Raw genomic sequence first — 12,425 nt, 5'->3', positions numbered from 1 at the left:
ATGACAACTCGTGACAAGGCCAAATGGCTCAGATTCCTGATTCTCATCCTCGGTGGCGGCACCATCTACAAGCTGGCGAACCTCAAGGACGCCTTCTATGTGCCGATGCAAACGTTCATGGGATTGACCCATACTGAAATCGGCTTGCTACTGAGCGCCAACGCCATTATCGCCACCGCGCTGTTTGTCGTCGGCGGCCTGCTGGCGGACCGATACGACACACGCAAGCTGATTCCCATCGGCCTGCTCGGCACCGGCAGCCTGGGGCTCTACCTTGCGACCTTCCCGCCCTTCAGCAACCTGCTGATCGTGTTCAGCCTGTTGGCCGTCTGCGCCGATTGCATTTTTTGGCCTTCACTGCTCAAGGCCATCCGCAACCTGGGTGACGATCAGGAGCAGGGTCGGTTGTTCGGTCTTCTGGAAGGCGGGCGTGGGGTCATTGATACCCTGGTCGCCTTTTCTGCGCTGGGCGTCTTCGTCGCCATGGGCTCCGGTGAGGCCGGTCTGAAATCGGCGATCCTGTTTTACTCGGTCATCGACATTCTTGCCGGCACCCTGACCTGGTTCCTGCTCAAGGGCGGCACCGCGCAGTCGAGCGCCAAGCCGAAGAACGGTCTGTCGAACCTGCTCGAGGCCATCAAGGTCCCGGGTATCTGGCTGGTCAGCCTCAACGTGTTCATGGTCTACATCGTCTACTGCGGCCTGACCTATTTCATTCCCTACCTCAAGGACATGTACGAACTGCCCGTGGCACTGGTGGGCGCCTACGGCATCATCAATCAGTACTTTCTCAAGATCCTCGGCGGGCCTGCCGGAGGCTTCATTGCCGACAAACAGTTCAAGAGCACCAGCCGCTATCTGAAATGGGCGTTCCTGGCTTTGCTGCCGCTGATGGGCGTGATCATGCTCATCCCGAAAAGCCCGAGTTTCATCTACGCGGGCATGGCGGCCACCCTCTCCTTCGCGCTGATAGTTTTTTCCATGCGCGGTGTGTTCTGGGCGCCCATGGGTGAAATCGGCATTCCCCAGCACATCACCGGCTCAGCCTTCGGTATTGGTTGTCTGATCGGCTATGCGCCAGGCATGTTCGCCTACGTCATCTATGGTGCAATCCTCGACCATTTCCCCGGCCAGCAAGGCTACAACTATGTCTTCAGTTTGATGAGCGTATTGGCCATTCTTGGGTTCATGGTGTCCAGCCTGCTGTATCAGGCTGTCCGCAATAACGCTACGACCACCGGCGAAGTCAGCGCAGCGCGAACCTGAACATCGGCGCGGTTAGCGGAAACCGGGCCGTAGTGCCTCGTCCTGAAACAGGTGCTGCATGGGCAGCGGATCGCCCCTGCAGCAACCTCGTTATCCACGTGAGTATTCACGTCGCGGCCGGAAGCTATCCGGACGGTCACGCTGACGCCACGCGGTCTACCGACAACGATGATCGATCAACTCAAACGAGCTTCTGCCCGATCCACACCCGCTTATTTCGCCGAGGGTAGAGACAGGTGCGCAATGGCAGCTTGAGCCATTTCAATCTCGGCGATGGCGTCTTCAGCATGGTCGGGCTTGACCCAATTAAACTCGGGGTCACTAATGATTGCGCGAATTGACTTCCTGCACAGCTCGTCGGCTGCCACGCCTTGTCGCCCAGCGACGGCCATTACCGTTTTAAGCGCTATCTCAAGCGCAACCACTCGATCTTCGCTCATGACACGCAACCCTCTGTGTAGAGCATTAAGCGTAGATCAATCCCAAGGTCAATGAATCATGCTCCCTGGGGCCGAAAACGAGAAAAGCCCTGCACGCGTAAACCTGCAGGGCTTTTTGGTCATGCTGATCTCACATTAAGCCGGAAAGGACTTCACTGGCCGCATGTCCTCTCGCCTGAAAGTACGCTCAAGCGTTCAACCCTCACCGGATCAACAAGCATATACAATGCGCAAGAGCACATTACAAACTGGTGCCCAAAACACAAAAAGGAAGATGTGTGTTATTCCGAATCTGAACGCCACACGTTCAGTGATAGTGCTGATGCCTGGCACCCTCTCTCATTCATGCACATCTCTGACACGTTCTCGTCCCCCAGCATGAGTAAGACAATGCTTCGCTCCAACACCCGATGGTTATGGCTTTACTTCCCGATGAGCTGGATTGCCGTAGGGGGTGTGCTTCTGCACATCGTTTTCTACGACTGGACCCTTCTGACGCCCAAGGATGTCGGCGGTACCCTGTTCGGCGGAGCCATGTCCACCCAACTGTTTCTCAGCGGCTGGGCCGTTGCCACCCTCGGCCTGATAGTGGCCATCCTGCTACGGCTGCCGGGGTCGATTCTCGCCTGGATCACCGCCGGGCTTGTGCCGCTGTGCATCGGTGGCTGGTGGCAATTGAACTACCCGGACGATGCCAACGGCAATCTGCTTTACAGCCCCGTACAGGCCGATATCACGATTGCCATGCTGATCGGTGCAGCGATCCTGGCCAGCGGTTTGTATGCCCGTTCCAGGGCAAAAACGGCGTCCAGAAACGCGTCACTCTCCGGGCTGAAAATATTCGGGAAAACCGTGGCTGCAGCAGCGTTGAGCGCATTTTTTATAGCCGTGCCACTGGCCTTCCTCAAGCAGCAGGCATTGCCCTATTGCGCCTTCAGCAAGGAAGGTCAGCAGTTGTCGGTCTGTTTGAGCGAGGAGGATGTACATACGATTGTGGAATAAGCACGCTGATGCCTACTGGCTAGACGTTTACGTGACCAGAGTAAAACATGCCCCCGAGCTCCATGTTCAACGCCCGGCGTCAATCAGTAGATCGGATGGCATGTATCTGATGGCTTTCGCAATGCGCAAACAATATGGCGAACGTGACACAGCTCGATCAGTCGCTTCATGGCGAAGAAACTTACGTCTGCGGCGATACGGGAGACACCGAAGTGGGTAAGCGCCCGTAGCGTGGACCAATCCCCCTGAAACAGTACGACTAGAGGAAAGATCCATGAGTTAAGGACAGGAAAGATCTGTTTTTCGACCAACTCATGATTTTTTGAACCTCAAGTAGCGAGGGCATGAAAAATCGGTAGGTACTTCAGTCCTTCCTTAGAGCGCACTAAACAACGCAAATACACCCACCACGGCCCACAGCACTGACACATACTGCATGGGCACATAAAACAACGTGTGTTTCTTGCGAAAGATCACTTCGCCACCCGTGTTTTTATCTATGTAGGTTTTGCCCGGCTGGTTATTCAGCTTGTGGCCAATATAGGCGTTGACGGCCGCACCAACCAATAGACCGACTCCCAGCCCAAGCCCATTGAAGAGCCCAGCGAAAGGCACAATGCAGAGCAGCGGGATAAGAATCGAAAGAACACCCCAGCCTTGCCAAATAATAAAAAACATAACACGTCCCTGGTTAATTTTTGAGGCGCGCAATCTAACAAAAAAGTAGCGCCGCGGCAATAACTTGAAATCAATTACCAGCAACATGATGAATCATGCGAACAAAGGCCCTGATTAACGAATAAAACGTGTCATTCGACAATCGCCCCCCCCCCGTCAACCGGGCCTCGTTTATTTCACTGTCAACGTCTATTTCGACGGATGTATTTTTACCGAACGCCTTGTCAGGGCATAAGCCTGATGGCTCAGTAGTTGACGCAGAGTGAATGAGCCCTCGGGTACACAGTGTCGTCAAGCCTGATCACGCCGTCACGAACCAATGAAAGAGCCGCAGCAGCCAGGGAGGGTCTGAAGTAGTCATGTATTTCTGGCTGACTCCAGCCTCTGCCGATCTTGAACGCGGCGAATCAATCAAAGACGATCAGGTCACTCGCTCATTTCTGTGTTTTTAGCCACTGCGAGCACCTCGCGGCAACCATTCCCCACATTACAGGCGCACCTCTCTCGCACTCGTCAGTAAATATCTACGCGCCACCCACAAGTTCGACAGCGCAAACGGTGTCACCCCTTTTAGATGTACGTCACCCGCGCAGCTCTATGGCTGCTCGTACAGGCAGGCTTAACCGCGAATGCGGCGCTCAGTGAACTCATAATCTTCCTGGCAATCGCCGGAAGGGTCTGACGCCACATTCACGTAATGCACCGTGTCGGCATCGATCAACTTGTAGGTGTAGACATCTGGCAAACGCACTCCATCAGTTCTCAATTCGTTCTTGCCATTGGCAGCCGACCAGCGGCCATGTTCGGTTTGAATCGGCTGGGTCTGCTGGGCATCCCGGAAAAAGGTGATGGTGAAGCTGCCGTCGGGCTTGAAGTCATTGTTCCAGGATAGGAACTGGCATTTGCCGTTTTCTGCCCGCAGACCTTTCCACGAACCAATCAAGGATGGATCGTTGACCGGCTTGTTGGCGGCGCAGCCACCTAACGTTGCAGCCAGGACGATAAGGCTCAGGGAGAAATTCCGTTTCACGTAGTGCTTCCTTCTTCAAATGGATTCTGTGTGTTGCGATGGCTCAGCGTTGACTTAAATCGGTCTCAAAGGCCCGGTACGCTCGCGACGGGAATACGCGTTTCTGACTGAGTGACATCGTAGACATGCTGTTCACAGCGGTCATCCACAAACTGAAACTCCACCAGATAGACCTTGCTTCGTTCCGGTGTGAAAGTGCTTCTGACCGGGCCACATCGGTAGCGACTGCCAATGCTCTCGCCACTGGCGTAACCTGATACCACGAACGGTTGATCGGCGTCGGCTTGTACTTCCAACTGCGGGAAGTGCTTCAAAGTGGCGCTGTGGACCGTTTCGTTGAGCGTGGCAATCCAGCCAAACACCTTGCCCCGGCCGGTATCCGCAACAGTTCCCTGCACATCCATTCGCTGGTCAGGATCCGTTGCGCGCCTGATCGAAAACTCAACTGGGAAGGTGGCACCCGACGCTTTCATGATGACCTTGGCGTGTTGCGTATCGACGGTCACTTTGTCCTGGTGCAGTTGGATGCCATTATTGAGCAAACTGGGGGAAGAGTCTCTGACGTTGGATTTACACCCTGGTAACGTCAGAATCAGGCTCAACATCAGCAGTGAAGTTTTTTTCATGAACACTCCATGTACATCATTAAAAATTACTTGCCGCCCGACTGGGGTGTCTCAGGAGCAGACAACGTTGCCTGTTCCTTTTGCACTTCATCAGCAGCCGTGAGAAGAAGGGACCGCATTTAATATTCTACGATGCCGACAGACATGACGTCTATTTCACGTTGATCACCACTGTCGATGCGAGCATATCCCCCAATCTTTTCCGGGATCCAAAAAATATGAACATCCAGTCTATAAAGGACAGAGAAAATTTCAGGAAATTACGATTAAATGATTGAAGGTAACTGCACCCTAAAAGACTAAACTCATCAACAGCTGAAATCTTCATCATTTTTTTGCCAATGCTTTGACCATCCCAGATAGCGTCAGAAAACAAAAAATATCCGCCGCCGAATACCATACCCGAGAGAGAGGCAATACTGTACAGGCCTACAAAGCTCAAAACCATGATGTTGACAGACATCAGAAAGAGGACGATGACTGAGTCAATGATCTGAGCAGCTAATCGACGGACTAGACTGGCCAAATCGGGAGAGTGTTGCTGTGCGCGCCCATCCATTCTGAACTCCATGTTATCTCTTGACTGCCAGATCATTGTAATAAATAACTGAAAAGTAGGCAGATTTATTTTTGATGCGCCTGACAGGACTAACACCTTACTCAAGTATAAAAAATAAATCCGTCTCCTTTTAGGTCCTGCGCAGGACCAACGAGCTGGTATCCAGCGTGCTGTTGACCTGGGTGACCGAATCGCCTGCACCCATGCTCTTGGCGATGGACGCGCCCAGGTCGAGGGTGAAGCCATTCTGTTGGCCGATATTGAAACTGACACCAATGGCGGTTCTGTCGTTATTGCTGTCGTTGGCCCAGTTCGCGGTGCTCTGCGCGCTTTCCAGGGTGATGTTGTTCTTCGCCTGCAACAGTGGACGAAAAGGGGACGGATTTATTTTCGATGAGCCTGACAGGACTATCACCTTACTCACGCATATAAAATAAATCCGTCCCCTTTTAGATGTTCCTTTTTCATTGGGGTTGGTATAGCGCAGCGCCGGCACCCCTCCTTTACCTGTCGCTAAATCAGTAAACGCGCCATTGGTACCCGCCTGAAAGTCCTGCGCCGCAGGCTTTCCTTTTGGGCCTTCCGCGACATAAATCAGACCTTTATTTTCACCACCCAAGGCTCTTGCCTCAGTCTCGGTAAGTACCCGGACATTGAGGTTTGGCAGTAAGTCATCGACCTTACTTCCAAGCCCTTTTGCACCATTTCATAAATCCTAAATTCAAATAAACCCCTTTCCTTCAATATATGCCCACTAGACCAGCCCCAAGATCGGCTTGATCTGTTCATTCACTTGTACAAAAGTTTCATAGGACATGTTCGGGTCATCATTGAGAATTAAATAGACCCCACCCATCAGCCGTACCGCCATACGACACTTGCCTTCCAATCGTGCAATTACTTCATCAGGGCCATAGCCTAGAACACGCTGACAAAGGGCTGCATCCCAGAACTGGGCAGGATATAGCGTATAAATATTGTTGCGCCCATCAATATCTAAAGTTTTGTCCTCACGCAACCGATTATAAACCGCATTGTCATCGTTCAACCCTCCTTGATAATACAAACCATACAGATCATAGGATACATGAGCCCTATACCCCTTGAACGCCTCAATCACTTTTGGCAAGTGCTCACTCACAACAAGTTTATAATCAATAGCCTTGTTTGATATCTTAAATCCAAACCGCAAGTGTTCGTCATAGGAGGCCCTATCTTCATATATGTATCGATCACCACGATACGCATAGTCCCCCACACACCGGAGCCCTCTGATGGGAAGTTTAACTGTATAGGTAGCAACTAACCCGTCGCCGCAACTCGGGGTAGCCGGAAGCTCAAGACCCGCAAACCCTAAAGGAGCACCAATCCGAGACATCCTATCCATGATTTCAGCATGTCGCTGATTTATAGATAGAGTTTTATCAGGACACGTATAAAACCATAGTTCTATATCTGCTGCACTCATGGGGTTCTTGTCCTAGTACTAACAATGCTATCGAAACCACTGGACCGAATGAAAGCTTTAGCCTGCGCCTCAACTTTTTTGTTCCAATTTAAAAGGGGATGGATTTATTTTCGATGCACCTGACAGGACTATCACCTTACTCACGCATATAAAATAAATCCGCCCCCTTTTAGGTTGACCGCACTTGTTATAAGTGTTCGCGCATCCACGATGCATCTACTTGTCTTGGAGCTGGTAAGGCCTTGATCGTGTCATCTACAACAGCCCCAGGTCCTTTTGCACCACTTCACCCCAGCAACAAGACACTGTTTCTCGCTAACTCACGCACTAGAAAGCTTCCACAGTATCGCGTAAGGCAGTTCATCATCAACAATATCATGCAAGCGAAAATAATAAACAGCCGATGAGCTTTCTAAGCTCTTATGAACAAATGCACCATCAGACATCACACGATAAGAGGCGTACTCCATAAACTTGTCAGAACCAAGAGAACCAAGAGCATTTTTTATCTGACTATAGGTCGCCCCCGCCCCCATTGGAAGCAATTCAGACGGCGGCCGGCATACAGCCATGTCATCATTTTCAATATCCCTGTAGTAGGCTCTCCGAAATGCAGGCTCACTGCAGGCCCAGTAGAGGGAGAGCAAACGAAGTTTTTCCTTTCCCCCATCAAAAAAAGCGTCAGCTAAAAAATACTGATCGTCTGAAATTTTGTATACACCGTCTTCCATAGCGAGAACGCATTGCTTCCGTACATCGACGGCGTCCCCAACCTTTGACTTGCACAGCGACAACCACTCTTGCATCTTAAATGCCTCAAACCTATTGTGGCCATTTGAATATTCGACCTTCGACCCTGCCAGCCTTAAGCGCGCTCTCTGCGGCTACTTTGGCCGGCCCCTCCGGCATACTTTTAACGGAGTTTATGATCTCTGATCGCCAGGCCTGTAACTTTGAATCTGGCAAGGAGGTTGGATAGCTTCCGCCAGGAGCACGATATTTGGCGTCCCAGACGATCACAGATCGCGATGATGGATCATACGTAATGTAATCTGCACCTGGTAGTGACGCTTTCCCAGGTCCGGAAATCGGTGTTTGCCCCGACTCAATAATCTAAAGGGGACAGATTTATTTTCGATGCGCCTGACAGGACTATCAACTTACAACGCATAAAAATAAATCCGTCCCCTTTTTGTAGGTCTCCTCTGACATAGAGTCTGGCAAAGAGCAGTAATACGAAAAATCTTTCATTTCTAAAAACCCACAGAAATTTAAAAGGGAGCGGATTTATTTTCGATGCGCCTGACAGAACTATCACCTTACTCACGCATAAAAAATAAATCCGTCCCCTTTTAGATGCAGATAGGGTGCAAAAACACCGGCGCAAGGCCGGTGCCAGATCAACTCAGACCCCTTAAATTTTATAATGAAACTCACCTGCCTGTTTTATCTATCAGCTTTTGTTACATTAGAGTAACAACCAAATTTTGGAATTTTTTCATAATTTCGAGACGGTTCGAAACTTGATCTGGCCTCTTCAATCTCATGAGGATTAAACTTTTCTCGCCTAATAACAAGGCCGCCTTCCTCATTGAAAATGTAGGACTCCCCACCTATGACCTCGTCTCCATCCCCTTCAAACTCACGATGAGTCGCCATAGTCAAAAATAAGTTATCCGCATCTATTACTTGAAATTGGTAGGTCAGATACTCACGACATTTCTTATCTAAAAATCCGACACCAACCATTCCTTTATCTATGGAGAACTCAACAAAGCAAGATGGCGCAGAGTCCGACCCAATAAGAGCCGTATATGACTCGCCCGAGAGATGCCTAGAATGTGCCAGAGTTTCATCCATAGGCTCTATCGCAAACTTCTTCATCCGAAACCAAGACTTACAATAATAAATAGGCAGCCCCATCAATACACCTTCCCATTAGTATCTCTAATTAAAACCCCTGCCTTATTGGCAGAGTCCAAGATGGCTTTTGGAATTACTCCATTCTGTGGAGGAACCTCCAGAATAACAGTACCTTGCAATTTTTGACCACCCAAAGACCCACTAGATGGAACTTTCGCAATGGTCGCACCAGAAGGGTATTTCATAATGGCCTCACTTATGTAGCTCTTTGCTGTCGCCTCTGAAACCTCAGAAAGCTGTGTCAATTTACGAGAGACGATTTCGCCTTTTATGAGCGAAAAGGGGACGGATTTATTTTCGATGCGCCTGACAGGACTATCACCTTACTCACGTATATAAAATAAATCCGTCCCCTTTTAGGTTCTATTGTGCGGCAGGGCCAGCGACTAAAGGGAAGGAATAAGCGGGCGACTAAATAAAAGTCGGAAAATCAAAAACCAGATAAAAAAAACACCGACGCAAAATCGGTGCCTAATCAATCGAGCCATCTAAAATTTATTGAACAGTAGACGCTCTATTCAGCTCCATAAGATCAGGATTCTGACGCTCAAGCAAATCCTCAAATTTACTCCAGCCATTAGCTTTTACAAAATCAGCCTCTTCCTTGAGTAATGGAATCAACCATACCATCACAGTATGTGGCGAAGATCCTTTGTATGTTGAAAAGCTCTCGTCAAATATAACTGGAATAGAGGCATAAACTGAATTTACGGCCACATTCGGAATCAACGGAGCGCTAGGCCCTACGACATCACCGCGAAGCAATGCTTGGTTGCGCGCTAAAATATAATCACAAAAGGAAAGCATAAAAGATGCAATTTCCTCAGCGGAAAACGTTTCATAAGAGGTAAAAACAAGCTCCTGCCTAACTTCGCGCTCTTGTGGCATAGATAGCAAAACATTACTAAGGCCAAGCGTGACATACGTCACCACACCTGCGAAGGGCTGATTCCTAAAACGAGCAACCTGCACTGGACTGGAGCCGTCTCTAAAACTCCAGCCCTGGTCTAGTTGCCCAAGCGTATGCTCTATGTGCGAAATTAAAGTCATTAATCAGCAGGCCTCGCCCCGCGTGAACGGTTACAGCCCGGACATTCGAGCCTCGTACCTTGGTTATATTCATCCAATACCTCTGAGCGCGTTTTCCCGGATAGATCACGCTGACTCCAAGGTGGCTGGTGGTCTACATCCCAATCTCTGGTAATCTAAAAGGGGACACCCTGCCGTTAAACAAGCAGGGCTGGTCGGCTTTGAATCTCTTGACGTAGGACCGGCTAATGGGCATCCCTTTTTAGTCCTTTTAGAAGATTGCATGCACGCTGACAATGCATAATCTTCGACGGTACATCAATTAAATAAGCGTCATTCAAAAACGCTCCTTACCAGTCAATCTAACCTCTTTCTATTTTAATGAAATCATCATACTCACCAAACTCCGGCATTAAAGAGTAATTCGCGCTAACATCAGACGACGTTGTCGAAACCTCAAGACGATAAGGACTGAAGAATTCGCGTCTCATCTGAACCGTGCCGTCTTGTTTAAAAATATAAGAAATGCCACTAGCAATCTTGTCCGTCTCACCTTCAAACTCACGGTGAGTCGCCATCGTTAAAAACAGCCTTCCATCTTCAACTTTCTGAAAAGCATATGTCAATGACTCACGTAAGCTTTCATCAAGAAATCCAACACCAACCACCTGTTCCGTAACATCAAGGAAGCAATAAGGCCGGTCAGCAGAGTCTACAAGAACCGTATAGCGCCTCTTGTTCATATGAGCAGATCTAGCTTGCTCTTCCGTCCAAACATCCGTTGGTCGTTTTTTTGCTCTAAACCATGACTTACAGTAAAAAATTTGTCGCTTCATTTTTAATACACATGTCCATTAATGTCTCGAATGAATACCCCTACACGGTTAGCAGCGTCGAGAACTGATTGTGGGATCGGTTTAACCTGAACTGGCACCTCAAGAATGTGCTGACCTAACAAAGGTTGCCCAGCCAATTCTCCACTTGATGGTACGTTCGCGATTGTCTCGTCGATAGGGTATTTGGCCGGAAGCTCGTTAATGTAATTAAATGCAGTTTTTTCTTGCACATCGGACAACTGCGTAAATTTCCGCGAAACGATTTCGCCAGATGTTGGATTATACGAATCGAGCCGCGTATACCTCGCCCCCTTGAATTTAAAAGGGGACGGATTTATTTTCGATGCGCCTGACAGGACTATCACCTTACTCACGCATAAAAAATAAATCCATCCCCTTTTAGGTCCCTTTTAGGTCCTAGCCCATAGAAATCATTGAACACCACTATATGGATCACCAACAGAATCTCCGAACTCAGCTATTGCACCTCTAATTTCCTCAGCAACCTCCAACGATAAGACTTTAAAATCCTGAGCCAATATAAAATTAAAAAACCCAACAAGACCAAGTCTTGCAGTGATAGCGATAGCACCTTCAACAAATTCTAAATCACTGCCATCCCAGTACGATATTAAAATACTCTCCAAGTCACTTCTCAAGGAGTCACATAAAATCGTATACGTATGCCACTGACGATCACTAAGCTCAAGTAGAACATTTACAACATCGAATTTATTACACTTAGTATCCGCGCCACTTTCAACAACCCCTAAAAACTCAATATACAACTCACCCTCTGACATAGAGTCTGGCAAAGAGCAGTAATACGAAAAATCTTTCATTTCTAAAAACCCACAGAAATTTAAAAGGGAGCGGATTTATTTTCGATGCGCCTGACAGAACTATCACCTTACTCACGCATAAAAAATAAATCCGCCCCCTTTTAGATGTTGCACCTTATCTCTGTGATCTTACCCTGAGAAGCCTAACTATATCAAAGCTCAGTTTTAGCAGATAGATAAATACTCAACACACCAGACAAATCTATCCGACCAATATAATCAACGATATATACAGCGGAGCTCTCGTCTGCCTCACATATCGGCTCAGACATTTGCTCTTGTAGCCCTGCAACCTTATAGGCCTTATTAGCAAAAAAACCGACTACCAACAAAATCAAAATCAAACTATTTTGTTCTAAGCTTTCAGATCCAAAATTTTCTTCTGCTAACGGTCCGCTCTGCATTTCATCGGAGTCTATGTAGTATGCTAACTTATCGGCACTGAGCCCTCGGTCAGACAGCCATAGCCAACATCTATCCACTGCCTCCTGACATTTTTCTTGCGTACCATTTGCCGAGTCAAGATTACGTAGAGCATAATCAAGCAACAAAAGAAAAATTGAGGCTTTCTTCATCCATACCATACTGCCAATGACCTTGAGAGCGTCTTTATTGTCCATTAACTATTCTCCCACCTTTAACCAGCACTGTTAGACGATTTGGCATTGCTGCCCCCCCCTCTAATCTAAAAGGGGACGGATTTATTTTCGATGCGCCTGACAGGAC

The 12,425-nt window shown here is 48.6% G+C and carries 16 protein-coding genes; 2 read left to right on the top strand and 14 right to left on the bottom strand.

Translation table 11 applies throughout. The features are described 5' to 3' along the window. Positions 1 to 1,266 (top strand): MFS transporter, encoded by a 1,266-nt coding sequence (locus AC3WK5_RS12205; RefSeq protein WP_103315128.1) that lies wholly within the window; start codon positions 1 to 3, stop codon positions 1,264 to 1,266. 212 nt (positions 1,267 to 1,478) lie between these two features. Here the strand turns inward: AC3WK5_RS12205 and AC3WK5_RS12200 are convergent, their stop codons facing one another. Continuing rightward, positions 1,479 to 1,706 carry a hypothetical protein gene (locus AC3WK5_RS12200; protein WP_103315127.1) on the bottom strand — a complete coding sequence of 76 codons (228 nt, stop codon included), beginning with the start codon at positions 1,704 to 1,706 and terminating at the stop codon, positions 1,479 to 1,481. A 390-nt stretch (positions 1,707 to 2,096) separates the two neighbouring features. On the opposite strand from AC3WK5_RS12200, the gene AC3WK5_RS12195 reads away from it, so the two are divergent. Then, positions 2,097 to 2,708: a hypothetical protein gene (locus AC3WK5_RS12195; RefSeq protein WP_103315126.1), complete on the top strand. Its 612-nt coding sequence runs from the start codon at positions 2,097 to 2,099 to the stop codon at positions 2,706 to 2,708. Positions 2,709 to 3,083: 375 nt separating this feature from the next. Here AC3WK5_RS12195 and AC3WK5_RS12190 read toward each other — a convergent pair whose 3' ends face one another. From AC3WK5_RS12190 to AC3WK5_RS12130, 13 genes are all read right to left on the bottom strand, one after another. Further along, on the bottom strand, positions 3,084 to 3,473 hold the full coding sequence (locus AC3WK5_RS12190; protein ID WP_103315125.1) for a hypothetical protein: 390 nt from the start codon (positions 3,471 to 3,473) through the stop codon (positions 3,084 to 3,086). Between the two features lie 532 nt (positions 3,474 to 4,005). After that, a complete protein-coding gene (locus tag AC3WK5_RS12185) occupies positions 4,006 to 4,416 on the bottom strand; it encodes a hypothetical protein (protein ID WP_103315124.1) in 411 nt (136 codons plus the stop codon). Positions 4,417 to 4,481: 65 nt separating this feature from the next. Beyond that, a complete protein-coding gene (locus tag AC3WK5_RS12180; RefSeq protein WP_103315123.1) occupies positions 4,482 to 5,042 on the bottom strand; it encodes a hypothetical protein in 561 nt (186 codons plus the stop codon). A gap of 151 nt (positions 5,043 to 5,193) precedes the next feature. Beyond that, positions 5,194 to 5,613, bottom strand: a complete 420-nt coding sequence (locus AC3WK5_RS12175; RefSeq protein ID WP_103315122.1) for an RDD family protein — start codon at positions 5,611 to 5,613, stop codon at positions 5,194 to 5,196. 118 nt (positions 5,614 to 5,731) lie between these two features. Then, positions 5,732 to 6,220, bottom strand: a complete 489-nt coding sequence (locus AC3WK5_RS12170) for a hemagglutinin repeat-containing protein (RefSeq protein WP_256585119.1) — start codon at positions 6,218 to 6,220, stop codon at positions 5,732 to 5,734. A 135-nt stretch (positions 6,221 to 6,355) separates the two neighbouring features. Further along, positions 6,356 to 7,069 carry a hypothetical protein gene (locus AC3WK5_RS12165; protein ID WP_146039800.1) on the bottom strand — a complete coding sequence of 238 codons (714 nt, stop codon included), beginning with the start codon at positions 7,067 to 7,069 and terminating at the stop codon, positions 6,356 to 6,358. A 320-nt stretch (positions 7,070 to 7,389) separates the two neighbouring features. After that, entirely contained in the window at positions 7,390 to 7,875 is a 486-nt protein-coding gene (locus AC3WK5_RS12160; RefSeq protein ID WP_103315119.1) for a hypothetical protein, read from the bottom strand. A 640-nt stretch (positions 7,876 to 8,515) separates the two neighbouring features. Continuing rightward, on the bottom strand, positions 8,516 to 8,992 hold the full coding sequence (locus tag AC3WK5_RS12155; RefSeq protein ID WP_103315118.1) for a lytic transglycosylase: 477 nt from the start codon (positions 8,990 to 8,992) through the stop codon (positions 8,516 to 8,518). A gap of 495 nt (positions 8,993 to 9,487) precedes the next feature. After that, complete coding sequence (locus tag AC3WK5_RS12150) at positions 9,488 to 10,042, bottom strand: suppressor of fused domain protein (RefSeq protein WP_103315117.1); 555 nt, start codon at positions 10,040 to 10,042, stop codon at positions 9,488 to 9,490. Further along, positions 10,042 to 10,197 carry a GH-E family nuclease gene (locus AC3WK5_RS12145; protein WP_103315296.1) on the bottom strand — a complete coding sequence of 52 codons (156 nt, stop codon included), beginning with the start codon at positions 10,195 to 10,197 and terminating at the stop codon, positions 10,042 to 10,044. Before AC3WK5_RS12145 ends, AC3WK5_RS12150 begins: the two co-directional genes overlap by 1 nt. 186 nt (positions 10,198 to 10,383) lie before the next feature. Then, complete coding sequence (locus AC3WK5_RS12140) at positions 10,384 to 10,857, bottom strand: lytic transglycosylase (RefSeq protein ID WP_146039799.1); 474 nt, start codon at positions 10,855 to 10,857, stop codon at positions 10,384 to 10,386. Between the two features lie 431 nt (positions 10,858 to 11,288). Then, complete coding sequence (locus AC3WK5_RS12135; RefSeq protein ID WP_146039798.1) at positions 11,289 to 11,699, bottom strand: hypothetical protein; 411 nt, start codon at positions 11,697 to 11,699, stop codon at positions 11,289 to 11,291. Positions 11,700 to 11,851: 152 nt separating this feature from the next. Further along, positions 11,852 to 12,319, bottom strand: coding sequence for an Imm6 family immunity protein (locus AC3WK5_RS12130; RefSeq protein WP_103315114.1), 468 nt, complete (start codon positions 12,317 to 12,319; stop codon positions 11,852 to 11,854). Positions 12,320 to 12,425: the final 106 nt, after the last annotated feature.

This window comes from Pseudomonas sp. FW306-02-D09B (assembly GCF_058782685.1).
Note: the sequence above shows the minus strand (reverse complement) of the source record. Positions and strands in the feature narration are given on the sequence as shown.

Excerpts from the sequence above, each read along its gene's own strand:
- AC3WK5_RS12205 (WP_103315128.1), top strand. The coding sequence starts at position 1 with ATGACAACTCGTGACAAGGCCAAATGGCTCAGATTCCTGATTCTCATC.
- AC3WK5_RS12200 (WP_103315127.1), bottom strand. The coding sequence starts at position 1,706 with ATGAGCGAAGATCGAGTGGTTGCGCTTGAGATAGCGCTTAAAACGGTA.
- AC3WK5_RS12195 (WP_103315126.1), top strand. The coding sequence starts at position 2,097 with ATGCTTCGCTCCAACACCCGATGGTTATGGCTTTACTTCCCGATGAGC.
- AC3WK5_RS12190 (WP_103315125.1), bottom strand. The coding sequence starts at position 3,473 with ATGTTGCTGGTAATTGATTTCAAGTTATTGCCGCGGCGCTACTTTTTT.
- AC3WK5_RS12180 (WP_103315123.1), bottom strand. The coding sequence starts at position 5,042 with ATGAAAAAAACTTCACTGCTGATGTTGAGCCTGATTCTGACGTTACCA.
- AC3WK5_RS12175 (WP_103315122.1), bottom strand. The coding sequence starts at position 5,613 with ATGGAGTTCAGAATGGATGGGCGCGCACAGCAACACTCTCCCGATTTG.
- AC3WK5_RS12165 (WP_146039800.1), bottom strand. The coding sequence starts at position 7,069 with ATGAGTGCAGCAGATATAGAACTATGGTTTTATACGTGTCCTGATAAA.
- AC3WK5_RS12160 (WP_103315119.1), bottom strand. The coding sequence starts at position 7,875 with ATGCAAGAGTGGTTGTCGCTGTGCAAGTCAAAGGTTGGGGACGCCGTC.
- AC3WK5_RS12155 (WP_103315118.1), bottom strand. The coding sequence starts at position 8,992 with ATGGGGCTGCCTATTTATTATTGTAAGTCTTGGTTTCGGATGAAGAAG.
- AC3WK5_RS12150 (WP_103315117.1), bottom strand. The coding sequence starts at position 10,042 with ATGACTTTAATTTCGCACATAGAGCATACGCTTGGGCAACTAGACCAG.
- AC3WK5_RS12140 (WP_146039799.1), bottom strand. The coding sequence starts at position 10,857 with ATGAAGCGACAAATTTTTTACTGTAAGTCATGGTTTAGAGCAAAAAAA.
- AC3WK5_RS12135 (WP_146039798.1), bottom strand. The coding sequence starts at position 11,699 with ATGAAAGATTTTTCGTATTACTGCTCTTTGCCAGACTCTATGTCAGAG.
- AC3WK5_RS12130 (WP_103315114.1), bottom strand. The coding sequence starts at position 12,319 with ATGGACAATAAAGACGCTCTCAAGGTCATTGGCAGTATGGTATGGATG.